Genomic DNA, 17,528 nt, shown 5'->3' with positions numbered 1-17,528 from the left:
GGCATTACAAGAATCATGCCAAAAATAATCTATTGATTTAACAGCAAAACGCCCCGCGACGGTGCGCAGGGCGTGGTGAATTTGACTACTTTTTGGTGAAAAGTTAACGCTTATCCGCCACCAGTTTGAGCGCGTGTTCCAGCACGTTAATGTCAGCACCCGCTTTATGGGCATTTTCACTTAAATAACGCCGCCACTGCCGCGCGCCAGGAATACCCTGGAACAAACCCAGCATATGCCGGATAATATGGCCGAGATACGTCCCCTGGCTGAGTTCATGCTCAATGTACGGATACATGGCACGCACTACTGCCACCGGATCGGCATCGGTATCCGAGGAACCAAAGATCTCCCGGTCTACCGCCGCCAGAATACCCGGATTCTGATACGCCTCGCGCCCGACCATCACGCCATCCATATGTTGCAAATGCGCTTTAGCTTCTTCCAGCGACTTGATACCACCGTTAATCGACATTGTCAGATGCGGGAAGTCACGCTTCAGTTGATACACACGCGGATAATCGAGCGGCGGGATTTCACGGTTTTCTTTCGGGCTTAACCCCGAAAGCCAGGCTTTACGTGCGTGGATGATGAACATCTCACACTCGCCTTTGCCGGAAACGGTATTGATGAAATCGCAGAGAAATTCATAGCTGTCCTGGTCGTCGATGCCAATACGCGTTTTCACCGTCACCGGAATCGACACCACATCGCGCATCGCTTTCACGCAGTCGGCAACCAGCTGCGCATTACCCATCAGACACGCACCAAACATGCCGTTCTGCACCCGGTCAGACGGGCAGCCGACATTCAGGTTGATCTCATCATATCCGCGCGCTTCTGCCAGCTTTGCACACTGCGCCAGCGCCGCCGGATCGCTACCGCCCAGTTGCAACGCTACCGGATGTTCTTCTTCACTGTACGCCAGATAATCACCTTTACCGTGAATTATCGCCCCTGTGGTCACCATTTCGGTATAAAGCAACGTATTGCGGGAAAGCAGACGCAAGAAATAGCGGCAATGTCTGTCCGTCCAGTCGAGCATTGGTGCAACACTAAACCGACCACTCCAGTGAACGTCAGTTTTTTCAGGCATTGCGCTGGTTTGGTTGATTTTTTGCATTTCAGAATTACCGTGCATTTTCAAATGTAGAGATTATTTTATCGATATATCATGGGGTTATGTTATTCAGCTTCACTGTTCAGGAGGCTCAATAGCGGGGTACTATACCATAACAACAGGAAGCGCCTGTCTCATTGCAAAAGAAAATTGAGATCCTCTCAAGGCATGAAGCTCTCACGAAGTGATGGAAATAATCTTATTAGCCGTTAACTTTGTTAAGGCCAATGATAAACAATCCAGGTTCGACGATAAATAAAAAATCACACATTAAACTCTGGTGATATATCTCCCTGCTAATAGCATTGATAGAGAAAAAAGAACCCAATAAATATTGGGTCCTTTTATATAATGCCTTCCATACTATCGAAGAACTTCACATATTATTTCTCCGATTTAACCCCGAACAAGTCATAAATTAATTTAGAAGTGTCTGTAAGTATTTTAATCTCTTCCTTTGAGGTTGGGTCAAACGACTTCGCGAAGCTAATTAATTGTGGTGCAGCATCTCGCATTTTGCTTAAAATATCAGGATCGAGCGTTCCTTCATTCACCAGATGTGACATCTTATCCAGATAGCCATCAAAATTCATTTCTCCCCCATCTGCCAGACGCTTCATCTCTCCCAGGTACTTCTTCATATCACGTTGATATAATTTTTCAAACTGAGCTTTCAGGTAGCTCTCATTATTTTCATTAATATACACTGTTTCTGATAAATCTGCGTAGGCACTAGAATATGAAAGTGAAATTAACAGCGAAGCAAATAATTTTAAGCTGTTGTCATCATGTTCCTGGCAGGCATTAACAAACGTTAAAAAACCAGAACCTATTGCTTGAAAATGTATATTCGCTAAAGGTTCATTATCCTTAGATTCCTCATAAAATAGCTGAACCGTGGAGGGAAGGCCATTCTTAGTTTCTACATCAAAAGTACATTGTTCAATGGGCATTGCATCTTTATTATCCCCAGGATTACATATACTATTAATCGCGAAATGAAAAATAGCCCGGTCAACAACTGATGCAATAAAGTCACGATCGTTTAAATCCTCATCAGTGCAATCGTCAGTATACTTATTGACCCACATTTTGAGATCATTTATGTGCTCAATTAAAAACACATTTTTTTACGTGCATGCCATAAATTATGCGTGATTCGTTGAATAAACAAATCTATTTTTGCAATAATTATATCCCGATGACGCAGCGCTGCATAATCAATAGATTTACCATATGTATTATTTAATTTACCTTTGATTGAACCTCTATTATCCAATTTATCTTTGGTTGCATCTTTATTTTCGAATTGATTTGAATTGAGTGTTTTATTAAAGTATCCAGTTGCACCGGGTATTATCTTCAACATGATTCATCTACCTTTTTTGTCGTACCGTGTCCTCCTTATAATTCTTTTGCCATCTGGTCACTATCAAAAATCGCTCATAATTTCTGAACTACAGGTATGCGTTTAAACCCAGTTAAATAAATAGCGAGTTAACTTGAAGCAATTTATTTAAAAATGAATTATTAATTATTATCGTGTTGATAATGGTACGATAAGGCAACACAACACCTTACCTACAAAACAGAAAATCAACATTACGGCAACAATAAGGGTTCTCGGTGTTTTTCCTGGAACATGGTAAAGTAAGGACATTCTTAACCCCCACTTTGAGGTGCCCGATGGAAAAGACCACAACGCAGGAGTTATTAGCGCAGGCTGAAAAAATCTGCGCGCAGCGTAATGTGCGCCTGACCCCACAGCGCCTGGAAGTGTTGCGCCTGATGAGTCTGCAGGATGGCGCTATCAGCGCTTATGATCTGCTTGATTTACTGCGCGAAGCTGAACCGCAAGCCAAGCCGCCAACGGTTTATCGCGCGCTGGATTTTCTGCTTGAGCAAGGTTTTGTGCATAAGGTGGAATCCACCAACAGTTATGTGCTCTGTCATCTGTTCGACCAGCCCACGCATACGTCAGCCATGTTTATTTGCGATCGCTGCGGCGCGGTGAAAGAAGAGTGTGCAGAAGGCGTGGAAGACATTATGCATACGCTGGCGGCAAAAATGGGGTTTGCCCTGCGGCATAATGTGATTGAAGCACATGGGCTCTGTGCGGCATGCGTGGAAGTGGAAGCGTGTCGTCATCCTGAACAGTGCCAGCATGATCACTCTGTGCAGGTGAAAAAGAAACCGCGTTAAGAGGGCGTACATCCTTGTACACGTCGGGCAGGAGGGATTAATTACCAGCGATATTCATTGCGGGTTTCCCAATCCACGACCTCTTTTTCTGCCTGATCTTTCTGATAACCATAACGTTCCTGGATTTTACCGACCAGTTGATCACGTTTACCTTCAATGATCGTCATATCATCATCGGTCAGTTTGCCCCATTGCTCTTTCACTTTACCTTTAAACTGTTTCCAGTTACCGCCGGCTTCATCTTTATTCATAATCAAGACCTCATCGTTAGGTTGTGAATGAGAGTACGTTCACTTTTCTTCTGAACGTGAGATTAAGTGTAGTCAGCAATTTGGCTTAGGATAATTTATTCAGAATTTTTAACCGTCACGTTGCGGCAAACCAGGTACCGTTGCGCCAGTGACGCCGCCAGATAGCCGCCAGAGAAAGCCCGCGCAACGCCAGAAAGACGGTTAATGCCAGCCACAAACCATGATTACCCAGCCACGGCAGCGTAAGGAGCGTCAGCGCAAAACCTGCGGCGGCCACCGCCATACTGTTACGCATTTCGGCGGCACGCGTTGCGCCTATAAACATGCCGTCCAGCAGATAACACCAGACGCCAACCAACGGCAAAATCACCTGCCAGATAAGATAGCGGTCAGCCAGCTGCTGAATCTGGGTTAACGACGTCAGCAACGCAATGATGTGTTCCCCTGCCAGCAAATAAACCACCGAAAATAGTAACGCTACAATCCCCGACTGGCGGCACGCTGCCCGCCATACATCCAGCAACTGGCTACCGTCGCGCGCACCGTATGCCTGACCGGAGTGCGCTTCAACCGCGTAGGCAAAACCATCAAGCGCATAGGCGGTAAAGGTGAGTAGCGTCATCAGAACCGCGTTAACAGCGATAATGTCACTCCCCAGTCGCGCACCAAGTACGGTGATCGCGCCGAAACAGAGTTGCAACAACAGCGAACGCAGCATGATATCGCGGTTAAGCGCCAGCAAGCGACGGAAGTTTCCTCGCCAGGCAGTTTTCAGCATTTCGCCGGAAATTCCGCGTAGTTTGAGGATTTTACGCACCATTAGCAGACCAATCAGCAATGTTGCATATTCCGCAATAACCGTCGCCAGCGCCGCGCCCTGCACGTTCATATGCAGCCCCATCACCAGCCAGACATCCAGCACAATGTTGAGGATATTGCCGACCACTAACAAAATTACTGGCGCACGGGCATATTGCACGCCGAGTAACCAACCGAGTAATACCAGATTCGCCAGCGACGCCGGAGCGCTTAACCAGCGGATTTCAAGAAAGCGCCGCGCCTGTTCCAGGACCGCTTCACTACCGCCAACAATATGCAGCGCCAGATCGATAATCGGCGTACGCAACAGCGCAATTAACGCCCCGGCCCCCAACGCCAACAGCAACGGTTGCACCAGCGCACGGGCTAATGCCTGAGGATTTTTGGCACCATAAGCCTGCGCAGTCAGCCCGGTGGTGCTCATGCGTAAAAACAGCAACAGCATAAAGAGAAAGCTGGTCGCCGTTGCACCAACCGCCACGCCGCCCAAATAAACCGGACTATCAAGATGACCAATTACCGCCGTATCGACCAGTCCCAGCAACGGAACGGTGATATTGGAGAAAATCATGGGTAAGGCGAGATGCCAGAGTGCTTTATCAGATGAAGTGAGGAATGCCATGCAGACAAGCCTGATGAAGAGAGATGAAAAACAAACCGCGACGCCAAGCGGCATCGCGGTCTCAGAGATATGTTACAGCCAGTCGCCGTTGCGAATAACCCCAACCGCCAGCCCTTCAATGGTGAAGCTCTGCTGACGAAGGTCAACGACAATTGGTTTAAACTCGCTATTTTCTGGCAACAGTTCGACTTTATTGCCCTGTTTTTTCAGGCGCTTAACGGTAACTTCGTCATCAATACGTGCGACAACGACCTGACCGTTACGTACATCCTGAGTTTTATGCACTGCCAGCAAGTCGCCATCCATAATGCCGATATCTTTCATCGACATCCCGCTGACGCGCAGCAGGAAATCAGCATTCGGCTTGAACAAGGAAGGATCGACCTGATAATGACCTTCAATATGCTGTTGCGCCAGAAGCGGTTCACCGGCAGCCACACGACCTACCAGCGGCAACCCTTCTTCCTCTTCCTGCAACAGACGAATCCCGCGTGATGCGCCGGAAACAATTTCAATAACGCCTTTGCGTGCCAGCGCCTTCAGATGTTCTTCAGCCGCGTTTGGGGAACGGAACCCCAAACGCTGCGCGATTTCCGCACGCGTCGGCGGCATACCTGTCTGGCTGATGTGATCACGGATGAGATCAAACACCTCTTGTTGCCTGGCCGTTAACGCTTTCATTCCGCCCCCTGGGTGTATATACAGTTATACTGTGAGTATATACAGCAAAAGGCGATTTTGGAACCATAAACTGCACAATAAACCAGAGATTTATCGAAATCTGGAAGGGTTATCCAAAATGCGACCATAACAGGATGCACCAGGTAATCACGGCGACGATAATGGCAATCAGCACCGCGGCGGATCCCATATCTTTTGCGCGTCCGGAAAGCTCATGGTATTCAGAGCCAATTCGGTCAACCACTGCTTCGATGGCGCTATTGAGGATTTCCACAATCATCACCAGCATCACGGAGCTGATAAGCAGCACGCGGGTAATTGCGTCCACATCCAGCCAGCAGGCGATGACCACCGCCAACAATACCGCTACGCCTTCCTGACGGAATGCCGCTTCGTTGATCCATGCAGCGCGTAAACCTTTCCAGGAATAGCCAGCAGCTTTGATAATTCGGGTGAATCCAGTTGTATTATTGGCCATTGAAAGAACCTTTTTACATTATGAGCGTCAATATCAGTGTACCGTTAAATCCGATGATTCGGGTTTGCGTAACGCCGCGCGAAACATGAGCGGATACCACAGAATTTCCCATGACTTTCTGCTATCCTTGCCGCGCATTTGCATTATTAACCAGAGGCTTTACATCGTTTATGTCCGGCTGGCCACGAATTTACTACAAATTACTGAATTTACCATTAAGCATCCTGGTAAAAAGCAAGTCTATTCCGGCAGATCCTGCCCCGGAACTGGGGCTGGATACCTCTCGTCCAATTATGTACGTTTTACCGTACAACTCGAAAGCAGATTTGCTGACGTTGCGCGCCCAGTGTCTGGCACATGATTTGCCTGACCCGTTAGAGCCGCTGGAAATCGACGGCACGCTACTGCCGCGCTATGTGTTCATTCACGGCGGGCCGCGTGTATTCACCTATTACACGCCGAAAGAAGAGTCTATTAAGCTTTTCCACGACTATCTCGATTTGCACCGTAGCAACCCAAATCTGGATGTGCAGATGGTGCCAGTATCGGTGATGTTTGGTCGCGCGCCGGGGCGTGAAAAAGGCGAAGTGAACCCGCCGCTGCGTATGCTTAACGGCGTACAGAAATTTTTCGCTGTACTGTGGCTCGGTCGCGACAGTTTTGTGCGTTTCTCGCCGTCAGTGTCGCTGCGCCGTATGGCGGATGAACACGGCACGGATAAAACTATCGCTCAGAAACTGGCGCGCGTGGCGCGTATGCACTTTGCCCGTCAACGTCTGGCTGCCGTAGGCCCACGTCTGCCTGCTCGTCAGGATCTGTTTAATAAGCTGCTCGCCTCCCGCGCCATTGCCAAAGCGGTAGAAGATGAAGCGCGCAGCAAAAAAATCTCCCATGAAAAAGCGCAGCAGAACGCGATTGCGCTGATGGAAGAGATTGCGGCGAATTTCTCTTACGAGATGATCCGCCTGACTGACCGCATTCTGGGCTTCACCTGGAACCGATTTTATCAGGGCATCAACGTCCATAACGCCGAGCGCGTTCGCCAGCTGGCCCACGACGGTCATGAGCTGGTGTATGTGCCTTGCCACCGCAGTCACATGGACTACCTGCTACTTTCTTACGTGCTGTACCACCAGGGACTGGTGCCGCCGCATATCGCCGCCGGGATCAACCTGAACTTCTGGCCGGCCGGGCCGATTTTCCGCCGTCTGGGGGCGTTCTTTATTCGCCGTACTTTTAAAGGCAATAAACTTTATTCCACCGTTTTCCGTGAGTATCTCGGCGAACTGTTCAGCCGTGGTTATTCCGTCGAGTACTTCGTGGAAGGCGGTCGTTCCCGCACGGGGCGTTTGCTGGATCCGAAAACCGGTACGCTGTCGATGACCATTCAGGCGATGCTGCGTGGCGGCACGCGTCCGATTACGCTGATTCCGATCTATATCGGTTATGAGCACGTCATGGAAGTGGGTACTTACGCCAAAGAACTGCGCGGCGCGACGAAAGAGAAAGAGAGCCTGCCGCAGATGCTGCGCGGTTTAAGCAAGCTGCGTAATCTCGGTCAGGGTTACGTCAACTTCGGTGAACCAATGCCGTTGATGACCTACCTTAACCAGCACGTACCAGACTGGCGTGAATCTATCGATCCCATCGAAGCGGTGCGTCCGGCCTGGTTAACGCCGACGGTCAATAATATTGCTGCCGATCTGATGGTACGCATTAACAACGCAGGCGCGGCAAACGCCATGAACCTGTGCTGTACTGCGCTACTGGCATCACGTCAGCGCTCACTCACCCGCGAGCAGTTAACCGAGCAACTCAACTGCTACCTGGATCTGATGCGCAACGTACCTTACTCCACGGACTCTACCGTTCCTTCAGCCAGCGCCAGCGAGCTTATCGATCACGCGCTGCAAATGAACAAGTTTGAAGTCGAGAAAGACACTATCGGCGACATCATCATTCTGCCACGCGAGCAAGCGGTGCTGATGACCTACTATCGCAACAACATTGCGCATATGTTGGTGCTGCCTTCGCTGATGGCGGCAATTGTCACCCAGCATCGCCACATCTCCCGCGACGTATTGATGGAGCACGTCAATGTGCTTTACCCAATGCTGAAAGCGGAGCTGTTCCTGCGCTGGGATCGCGACGAGTTGCCGGACGTTATTGATGCGCTGGCAAATGAGATGCAACGTCAGGGGCTGATTACCCTGCAAGATGATGAGTTGCATATCAACCCGGCGCATTCTCGCACCCTACAGCTGCTGGCCGCAGGCGCGCGCGAAACGCTGCAACGTTATGCCATCACCTTCTGGTTGTTGAGTGCCAACCCGTCGATCAACCGCGGTACGCTGGAGAAAGAGAGCCGCACCGTTGCGCAACGTCTCTCCGTGCTGCACGGCATCAACGCGCCGGAGTTCTTCGACAAGGCGGTGTTCAGTTCTCTGGTGCTGACGCTGCGTGATGAAGGGTATATCAGCGATAGCGGCGATGCCGAACCAGCAGAAACGATGAAGGTTTATCAGTTGCTGGCGGAGTTGATTACATCAGACGTGCGTTTGACGATTGAGAGTGCGACGCAGGGCGAAGGGTAATCAGAGAGAATTGCCGGATGCGGCGAAAACGCCTTATCCGGCCTACCATGACCTGCAAATTCAATAAATTGCGATTCACCGGGTAGGCCTGAGAAGCGCAACGCATCAGGCAACCCAGAAGAAAGCCGGATGATCATCCGGCTTTTTTACATCATCAGAAATGCCAGTAACTCATTGCCAGTCCTAAAAACAGTACCAGACCAACATAGTTATTATTCATAAATGCTTTAAAGCAGGCTTCACGCTCGCGGTTGGCAATCAGTTTTTGTTGATAAACAAACAGCGCGCCAGCCACCACAATTGACCAGTAATATCCCCAGCCTAAGCCATTTAACTCACCGATGATCGCCATCAGTGCCAGTACGCCAATCTGCAAAATACCAATAATCAATTTATCGTATTGGCCGAACAGGATTGCCGTGGATTTAATGCCAATCTTCACATCATCATCGCGGTCAACCATCGCATACTGCGTGTCGTAAGCCACCGCCCAGAGAATATTGGCGAGGAACATTAACCAGCAACTCAATGGCACCGACTCACTCACAGCGGCAAAAGCCATTGGAATCGACCAGCCAAACGCCGCGCCCAGCACCACTTGCGGGAGATGGGTATACCGCTTCATAAACGGGTACACCCACGCCAATGCCAGAGCGGCAATCGACAACAGAATGGTCATCGTATTCAGCGTCAGAACCAGTAAAAACGAAATCAGTACCAGCACTACAAACAGCGCGCGCGCCTCTTTCTCTGTTACCGCGCCGCTGGGAAGTGGTCGGTTCGCCGTGCGCTTAACATGACCATCAAACTTGCGATCAGCATAATCATTCACCACGCAACCAGCAGCGCGCATCAGCCAGACACCCGCGACAAACACCGCCATGATCCAGAGCTGAGGAACGCCCGGTGTCGCCACCCACAACGCCCATAATGTTGGCCAGAGCAGCAGTAACGCGCCAATTGGCTTATCCGTACGCATTAAGCGATGAAACGCCAGCAGCTTATTCTGCGTCAGACTCCACTCCATATTTTTTTCCTCTTAGTACAACGGTGACGCCGGTAAAAACAGTTCTGTTAGCAACAGCGGTTTACCGCTTAATCGCAGGCGGGAACGTCGCCCCCACAGTCCGGCATCACGGCCTATCTCGATAAAATCCCGGGTTAGTGTCGATGATGTGAACAGATAGCGTCCTAACGGCGTTTTACCCAATTTTTGTAACGCTAGTTCCGGCCCGCTTAATGTTGATACAGGAACGACGGTACGACCGGCAAGCCACGGTTCACCATCGGCACATAACAAAATTTCACGTAACCAGTAACGAGACTCTTTCGGCAGCAGCGGCAGTTCTTCGGGGATTTCATTCTGCTCGACAAACCCCTCGCGGATCATCGTCACACTCACCGTTTTTCCCTGCTGTTCAAAACGTTTTGTCATGGAATCCTCCAGCAACAGCCAGTCGAGCAGTTGCGGATCCAGGGCAGGGATCTCTTTAAAATAGCGCAGCGCACGCAGTTGCGTTAACGCGGGGTGTGACATGCCGAACTCTCCGTTACATAACGTAAAGGCATTGTATCGCAGAAAAGTGTTTACGGGAGATGTAAAGCAAATTAAGTGATCTAATGCGCAACAAAAACGCAACAATCGCATGAAGTGGTAAAACGCTGTTGAACCTTACGCTTTGCCGATGCCCGTGCTGGCGAGGGCAACCATAGGGGCATCACCGCCCATGATGCTAGGAACGGTGATGTTTTCCTTTACTTAAATACCTTTATTCTTTATACGAGTAGCTCGCCAACTCGCAGTAAAAATTGGGAAAAGCGCATATTTACCATGAGATTTGGAGCTGAAAAGTGTTTCCTGAGTAAGATTAATAGGCAACATCTTATGTCTGGATTTATAGATACACGTGGAATTCCAATTGGTATCTTTTGTAGGATTCAACATATCATGTAAGCGCTGGGAGCTTACCACCATAACAGGCCCATCATCGACAGAGGAGAACAGGATAAATATATTATCGTTTCGTGTTAATTTATTAGTGTTAAAGGTTCTTAACTTTTCTTCAGTTTCTATAAATATAGGTGAAACATCATCACTACGAATCCACTCTTTATAAAGATACCAGGCATTTGCTTTGATCATATCATCCGTTGATCGTAAGGCCTGATCGATAAGTTGGATAAAAAAATTGTTATTTTTATCAACCAGCCCTTTATTCATATTAAATCTGTTAATAAAATGGATCATCTGTTGGGTATCGAAATTCACCTTACTGAATCGATGTTGACGCATAAAATTATCGAACTTGTCATCTTCCCCAGAATGTATATAACTACGTATAATTGGATCTTTTATATAAGGACAATGGCTAAATGTTTTCTTCATATTCTCAATAAAGTTTTTATTAACAATATTGAGAATTTTTAATTGCATCACCAGTTTTACTGCCAGAACGGATTTCAATATCATTGCATTATCTGGCAATGTATCAATCATTTTTATAATGTTATTGATATAACCATCGAGATCTTCATTCCCAAATATATCTGAATAATCAATAGTTAATTCCAATTGTTCTGTAATGCAATCTTAAAAATTCCCTGTCGACATTCGCACATGATCAAACATAACAGCTGTCAAATTCGATTTAATAAATGATATTTCTTTGGCAGACAGAAACTCTGCTCTGGTGAAGTGCGAAGCGTAAAGATAACAATTATCGAAGTTTGAATTTCTAATCTGACATTCGCGAAAATTACTATGACCAAGTTGACTCTGCGAGAAGTCAACTGTATCAAGAATATTTTGGCTAAAATCAACACATTCGCCACTCGTTTTGAGAAAAATCACATTGTGTAAACGTCGACATTTAAATATGACATTATCAACTGTTGCCTTAGTAAAATTGCAATTCTCAATTTCTTTACATTCGAAAGTTACATGTTGTAGATTTGATGATAAAAAAGACACCTTAGAAATAACGTCACCTTTAAAATGACAATTTGTTAAATCAAAATCAGACAGGTCGATATACCCCTGCGCATCTTTATCCATCAGAAAATTACAAGCGCATTCTATTTTTTCATTTCTGTAGAATTTTACACTTATAGTATCATTACTAATTGAGACTTCACGTAACATATTTATTGCATGATTTTTTTCGTTCCGTTGTTTTATATTTAAAAATATATCACTGATATAAATAAAGTAATCTCTGTTTAAACCTGTCACCCCATTGAAATTACGTAGTAAATCAAGATCTACTATATTATTTCCTTGCACCACATCATGTTTCATCAAAGAGTTATTGCCGCCAGAATTTGTGATATGACCTATCATAAAACCTCTGTAATACAGAAATAAAATAACCTGGAAAAGTAGCCTGAGCGTCCAGACACTACCGGCGAAAGGAAAAGAATCTCTGATAATGCATTGAAATAATGGACATTCTTAGTGAAGAAGAAGTGAAGTACTATAAAAAATCGCTCATATCCCAGGAAGGAAGCATAAAAAAAGGTGCGCCAGGAGACGCACCAGTTGTTGCAAAATCAGCACTGTGGGGCGTAATTACCCCTTGCCTTTTACACTGCTGATAAAGGTGGAACGGGCAGATGTCGATCCCAGGCGTTCAGCTTCATCAAGCAGTTTTAACGCCTTATCAACATCACCTTTCGCGACAGCGTTTTTGATCGCGGTATTAAAATAACTTTCCGTGTCGTTGAGCATCGGCTCGCTTTTCTTCACCGGCACCGGAGCAGGTGCAGCCACAGCTGGTGCCGCCGTGTTGCCTACCGTAACCGGAGCTGGAGCGGAAGAACCAAATAGCGGTCCTACCAACACGCTGGAGCTGGAGTTCGTTTTGACTTTCAGTTTCAGTAAGCCATCGCTGGTATGACGAGCAACCGGATCGGGAATATCCGGGATCGAGTTACCGACGCCTTTGGCATAGGCTTTAGCCGGGTCGAGCAGTTGGGTCGTCTGCTGGAGATCTTTTTCCGTGGTAAAGACCAGAACATAAAGTTTTTGCTGCCCCAACGCCGGTGTCAGGCGCATAACGCCTTCCAGCCGATCTGCACTCATCACGCCTAGTTCCTGGTAGGTGAAATAACTGCTGGGGAAGAAGGCTGATGGGGTCATGTTCTGATCAAGAATCAGCACGTTCGGCGCAAAAACGCTGGTTTGTTTGTTCACTTCGCTGGTCAGCGTCAGGGTCAGTTCGCCAATGTTTGCCGGGACGCTGTACGCAGCAACCGGACCACTGATGCCGGGAACGTTCAGTTGTTGGCCGCCGGTCGCCAGTTGGGTGGTCTGGGTTTTAGATTGATCGACCGGTGTCCAGGTGAGTTGTTGCAGCGCGGCAGATGGAATGGCTGGCGCGTCGCTGGTGTTTTGCGGTACGTAGTTAACATCGGCAAGGCTAATTCCAGGCGCGCTTGCCAGTAACCCTGCTGATAAACAGAGGGCGATGAGACTTTTATTCATTTTCATTGTTTTCACCTCAAAATCTGGAGCTCAGCGGTAGCCAGGCAATAGCGCGCTAAACCCGATAATCAGAGGGGCTTTCGCCCCTTTCAGATAATGACAACCTGTTTTTATGCCGGATGCGGCGTAAACGCCTTATCCGGCCCAGGTTTTGCTATTACCACCAGATTTCCATCTGGGCACCGAAGGTCCACTCGTCGCTGTCGCCACGACCGAAGCTGCCGCCGTTGAAATCAGCAGGAACGGCTTTGCCGTAGTTCGGGTTAACCTTGCTATCGCCGTTGTAGTCGTAACCCCATTTCTCATCCCACTTGGCGTAGGTTGCGAAGACACGAATAGCCGGGCGTGACCAGATGCTGTCGCCAGCCTGCCATTGTTGTGCGAGGGTAATTTTGTACTGATTGTTCTTGTCGCCGGTGCGCTGGGATTCGACGTTGTCGTAGCCGATTTCCATCACGGTGCTCATGATTGGCGTCCACTTGTACATCGGGCGAATACCAACGGTCCACCACTTGGTGCCGTTGTCGTTATCCCAGTTGATATCCTGGTACATACCCACGTACATCATGTCCCAGTTGTCGCCCATGGAGATCGCACCGTGGTCGAGGATACGCAGCATGTGACCGTTGTTGTTGATATTGTAGGCAAATTTTTCGTTATCAAACGCGACGCCAGAACCCTGCGACAGACCTTTACCCTGCGAGGTCATCGAGTCAGTAGCGTACTGAACAACAAACTTGTTAAAGCCCTTCAGGACACTCTGAGTATGTTCAGCAGTGAATAACCAGCCGTCTTTCGATGCGCCATCAACCAGACGATAGTTATCACGCAGGTTGGCACGACCGTAGTCGACACCCAGTTCTAATGTGCCGCCCGGGTTGATTTCCATCTGCGCTAAACGCACATCGAAAACGTCGTTCGCGGTTTCGTTGGTATAGTCATAAATATTGTTGCTGGCAAAAGAGGAAGAACCACCAGCTTCAGAGGAGCGGGTTGCTGCCAGAGAGAGTTTACCGAAGCCAACATCGATGTTTTCCAGACCGGCACCAGGACCAGAAATATCCCAGTAGTAGAAGTCGATCATATGAACGTCATGACGTTGGTAGAAGCGCTTACCTGCCCAGATGGTGGAACCTGGCAGCCATTCGATCAGGTTTTTTCCCTGCACGTTTGCTTCACGGAAGGCCGGATCGGTAGCTTCCCAGTCATTCTGTTGCGCGACGGAATAGGCCACGTTAGTGTCGAAATAGAAGCTCTTATCGCCCTCTTTCCACACTTCCTGACCCAATTTTAATTCAGCATAAGTTTCACATTCGTTGCCAAGACGGTATTTACTTTGAGCACCGGTAGTCTGGAAACACTGTTGTTCACCGCCGCTACCTGTCCAGCCAATACCGGAACGTGCATAGCCGTGGAAATCAACAGCCATTGCCTGAGCAGACATTACGCCCGCTGCGACGGCAACCGCCAGAGGAAGTTTGCGCAGAGTAATCATCATTCTATCTCCTGAGTCATTGCTTTTCTTTTTTCACATCACCTGTGACAGGCTTTGTGTGTTTTGTGGGGTGCTTAAACGCCCGGCTCCTTATGCAGTCGACGACATGCAGTGCCATCCTCACGGAACAGATGGCAACGCTCTGGCGGCAGGCCGATAGCGAATGTGGCACCTTCTTCTACCAACACCACGTCGTTCTGGCGGTACACCAGGTTTTGACGAATGGAAGGGATCTGGATATAGATTTGGGTTTCGTTGCCGAGTTGCTCGACGACCTGAACTTCACCCTCAAGGATGACGTCAGCGATATCACTCGGCAGTAGATGTTCCGGGCGAATACCCAGCGACATATTGGCTCCAACCTGGACATCACGGCTTTCAACAGGCAGCCAGACTTGTTGACGATTTGGCATCGGCAGCTCCACCTGCACTTGATCGATTGCGGTGGCGGTCACTTTTACCGGCAGGAAGTTCATCTTTGGCGAACCGATAAATCCGGCGACAAAACGGTCTGCCGGATAGTGGTACAGTTCCAGCGGTTTCCCAACCTGTGCCACGCGACCGGCGTCCAGCACCACGATTTTGTCGGCCAGCGTCATCGCTTCGACCTGATCGTGGGTGACGTAAATCATTGTGCGGCCCAGGCGTTTATGCAGACGGGAGATTTCGATACGCATTTGCACACGCAGTGCAGCATCGAGGTTGGAGAGCGGTTCATCGAGCAAAAATACGCTTGGCTCGGCCACCAGCGTACGGCCAATCGCCACGCGCTGACGCTGACCACCGGAGAGCGCTTTCGGTTTGCGATCCAGCAAATGCGCCAGTTGCAGCACTTCCGCCACCTGGTTGACGCGTTGGTTAATCACCTCTTTTTTTGCGCCAGCCAGTTTCAGGCCAAATGACATGTTTTCTGCTACTGACAGGTGGGGATAGAGCGCGTAAGACTGAAACACCATACCAACGCCGCGTTCTGCTGGCGGAGTGTCATTCATCCGTTTCTCACCGATGAACAGGTCGCCGCTGGTGATCGTCTCAAGCCCGGCAATCATGCGCAGTAAAGTCGATTTACCGCAGCCAGACGGTCCGACAAACACCACGAATTCACCTTCATGGATATCGAGATTGATATCTTTCGATACCACGACCTCGCCCCAGGCTTTCGTTACATTTTGCAGCTGTACGCTCGCCATGCCCTTCTCCCTTTGTAACAACCTGTCATCGACAGCAACATTCATGATGGGCTGACTATGCGTCATCAGGAGATGGCTTAAATCCTCCACCCCCTGGCTTTTTTATGGGGGAGGAGGCGGGAGGATGAGAACGCGGCTTCTGTGAACTAAACCGAGGTCATGTAAGGAATTTCGTGATGTTGCTTGCAAAAATCGTGGCGATTTTATGTGCGCATCCCCACATTACCGCCAATTCTGTAACAGAGATCACACAAAGCAACGGTGGGGCGTAGGGGCAAGGAGGATGGAAAGAGGTTGCCGTATAAAGAAACTAGAGTCCGTTTAGGTGTTTTCACGAGCACTTCACCAACAAGGACCATAGATTATGAAAATAAAAACAGGTGCACGCATCCTCGCATTATCCGCATTAACGACGATGATGTTTTCCGCCTCGGCTCTCGCCAAAATCGAAGAAGGTAAACTGGTAATCTGGATTAACGGCGATAAAGGCTATAACGGTCTCGCTGAAGTCGGTAAGAAATTCGAGAAAGATACCGGAATTAAAGTCACCGTTGAGCATCCGGATAAACTGGAAGAGAAATTCCCTCAGGTTGCGGCAACTGGCGATGGCCCTGACATTATCTTCTGGGCGCACGACCGCTTTGGTGGCTACGCTCAATCTGGCCTGTTGGCTGAAATCACCCCGGACAAAGCGTTCCAGGACAAGCTGTATCCGTTTACATGGGATGCCGTACGTTACAACGGCAAGCTGATTGCTTACCCAATCGCTGTTGAAGCGTTATCGCTGATTTATAACAAAGACCTGCTGCCGAACCCGCCAAAAACCTGGGAAGAGATCCCGGCGCTGGATAAAGAACTGAAAGCGAAAGGTAAGAGCGCGCTGATGTTCAACCTGCAAGAACCGTACTTCACCTGGCCGCTGATTGCTGCTGACGGGGGTTATGCGTTCAAGTATGAAAACGGCAAGTACGACATTAAAGACGTGGGCGTGGATAACGCTGGCGCGAAAGCGGGTCTGACCTTCCTGGTTGACCTGATTAAAAACAAACACATGAATGCAGACACCGATTACTCCATCGCAGAAGCTGCCTTTAATAAAGGCGAAACAGCGATGACCATCAACGGCCCGTGGGCATGGTCCAACATCGACACCAGCAAAGTGAATTATGGTGTAACGGTACTGCCGACCTTCAAGGGTCAACCATCTAAACCGTTCGTTGGCGTGCTGAGCACCGGTATTAACGCCGCCAGTCCGAACAAAGAGCTGGCGAAAGAGTTCCTCGAAAACTATCTGCTGACTGATGAAGGTCTGGAAGCGGTTAATAAAGACAAACCGCTGGGTGCCGTAGCGCTGAAGTCTTACGAGGAAGAGTTGGCGAAAGATCCACGTATTGCCGCCACCATGGAAAACGCCCAGAAAGGTGAAATCATGCCGAACATCCCGCAGATGTCCGCTTTCTGGTATGCCGTACGTACTGCGGTGATCAACGCCGCCAGCGGTCGTCAGACTGTCGATGAAGCCCTGAAAGACGCGCAGACTCGTATCACCAAGTAATGCTGTGAAATGCCGGATGCGGCGTGAACGCCTTGTCC

13 protein-coding genes and 2 pseudogenes are annotated in these 17,528 nt (G+C 48.8%); 3 read left to right on the top strand and 12 right to left on the bottom strand.

The genetic code is table 11. The annotated features are described in order from the left end of the window. Positions 1–103: 103 nt before the first annotated feature. Together dusA and ABZJ92_RS08395 are read right to left on the bottom strand one after the other, a co-directional pair. The gene (gene dusA / locus ABZJ92_RS08400; RefSeq protein WP_005050598.1) at positions 104–1,141 is read right to left on the bottom strand and encodes a tRNA dihydrouridine(20/20a) synthase DusA; all 1,038 of its coding nucleotides are present in this window, start codon (positions 1,139–1,141) and stop codon (positions 104–106) included. A gap of 362 nt (positions 1,142–1,503) precedes the next feature. After that, positions 1,504–2,489: pseudogene (locus ABZJ92_RS08395) on the bottom strand (DUF2713 domain-containing protein). A 317-nt stretch (positions 2,490–2,806) separates the two neighbouring features. Between ABZJ92_RS08395 and zur the strand changes: the two are divergent. Next, positions 2,807–3,322 carry a zinc uptake transcriptional repressor Zur gene (gene zur, locus ABZJ92_RS08385; RefSeq protein ID WP_001295691.1) on the top strand — a complete coding sequence of 172 codons (516 nt, stop codon included), beginning with the start codon at positions 2,807–2,809 and terminating at the stop codon, positions 3,320–3,322. A gap of 41 nt (positions 3,323–3,363) precedes the next feature. On the opposite strand, the gene ABZJ92_RS08380 is transcribed toward zur, so the two are convergent. From ABZJ92_RS08380 to dgkA, 4 genes are all read right to left on the bottom strand, one after another. Continuing rightward, the gene (locus ABZJ92_RS08380) at positions 3,364–3,573 is read right to left on the bottom strand and encodes a CsbD family protein (protein ID WP_001030593.1); all 210 of its coding nucleotides are present in this window, start codon (positions 3,571–3,573) and stop codon (positions 3,364–3,366) included. Positions 3,574–3,688: 115 nt separating this feature from the next. Continuing rightward, positions 3,689–5,014 (bottom strand): MATE family efflux transporter DinF, encoded by a 1,326-nt coding sequence (dinF, locus tag ABZJ92_RS08375; protein ID WP_001301116.1) that lies wholly within the window; start codon positions 5,012–5,014, stop codon positions 3,689–3,691. 72 nt (positions 5,015–5,086) lie between these two features. Next, entirely contained in the window at positions 5,087–5,695 is a 609-nt protein-coding gene (gene lexA, locus ABZJ92_RS08370) for a transcriptional repressor LexA (RefSeq protein WP_000646078.1), read from the bottom strand. 109 nt (positions 5,696–5,804) lie between these two features. Next, entirely contained in the window at positions 5,805–6,173 is a 369-nt protein-coding gene (dgkA, locus tag ABZJ92_RS08365; protein ID WP_000002907.1) for a diacylglycerol kinase, read from the bottom strand. 170 nt (positions 6,174–6,343) lie between these two features. Between dgkA and plsB the strand changes: the two genes are divergently transcribed. After that, on the top strand, positions 6,344–8,767 hold the full coding sequence (plsB, locus tag ABZJ92_RS08360; protein WP_005050606.1) for a glycerol-3-phosphate 1-O-acyltransferase PlsB: 2,424 nt from the start codon (positions 6,344–6,346) through the stop codon (positions 8,765–8,767). 154 nt (positions 8,768–8,921) lie between these two features. Here the strand turns inward: plsB and ubiA are convergent, their stop codons facing one another. From ubiA to malK, 6 genes and pseudogenes are all read right to left on the bottom strand, one after another. Continuing rightward, positions 8,922–9,794, bottom strand: a complete 873-nt coding sequence (gene ubiA, locus ABZJ92_RS08355; RefSeq protein ID WP_000455241.1) for a 4-hydroxybenzoate octaprenyltransferase — start codon at positions 9,792–9,794, stop codon at positions 8,922–8,924. 12 nt (positions 9,795–9,806) lie between these two features. After that, complete coding sequence (gene ubiC, locus ABZJ92_RS08350) at positions 9,807–10,304, bottom strand: chorismate lyase (RefSeq protein ID WP_001295693.1); 498 nt, start codon at positions 10,302–10,304, stop codon at positions 9,807–9,809. A gap of 222 nt (positions 10,305–10,526) precedes the next feature. Continuing rightward, a pseudogene (locus ABZJ92_RS08345) lies at positions 10,527–12,107 on the bottom strand (SopA family protein). Positions 12,108–12,335: 228 nt separating this feature from the next. Next, the gene (malM, locus tag ABZJ92_RS08340) at positions 12,336–13,256 is read right to left on the bottom strand and encodes a maltose operon protein MalM (RefSeq protein WP_000783442.1); all 921 of its coding nucleotides are present in this window, start codon (positions 13,254–13,256) and stop codon (positions 12,336–12,338) included. Positions 13,257–13,407: 151 nt separating this feature from the next. Next, positions 13,408–14,748: a maltoporin LamB gene (lamB, locus tag ABZJ92_RS08335; RefSeq protein ID WP_000973658.1), complete on the bottom strand. Its 1,341-nt coding sequence runs from the start codon at positions 14,746–14,748 to the stop codon at positions 13,408–13,410. Between the two features lie 71 nt (positions 14,749–14,819). Then, complete coding sequence (gene malK / locus ABZJ92_RS08330; protein ID WP_005050616.1) at positions 14,820–15,935, bottom strand: maltose/maltodextrin ABC transporter ATP-binding protein MalK; 1,116 nt, start codon at positions 15,933–15,935, stop codon at positions 14,820–14,822. Between the two features lie 364 nt (positions 15,936–16,299). Here malK and malE point away from each other — a divergent pair, with 364 nt between their 5' ends. Continuing rightward, on the top strand, positions 16,300–17,490 hold the full coding sequence (gene malE, locus ABZJ92_RS08325) for a maltose/maltodextrin ABC transporter substrate-binding protein MalE (RefSeq protein WP_000695390.1): 1,191 nt from the start codon (positions 16,300–16,302) through the stop codon (positions 17,488–17,490). Positions 17,491–17,528: the final 38 nt, after the last annotated feature.

The organism is Shigella sp. FJ200513, from assembly GCF_040495915.1.
In the GTDB taxonomy this organism is placed as follows: domain Bacteria; phylum Pseudomonadota; class Gammaproteobacteria; order Enterobacterales; family Enterobacteriaceae; genus ECMA0423.
Note: the sequence above shows the minus strand (reverse complement) of the source record. Positions and strands in the feature narration are given on the sequence as shown.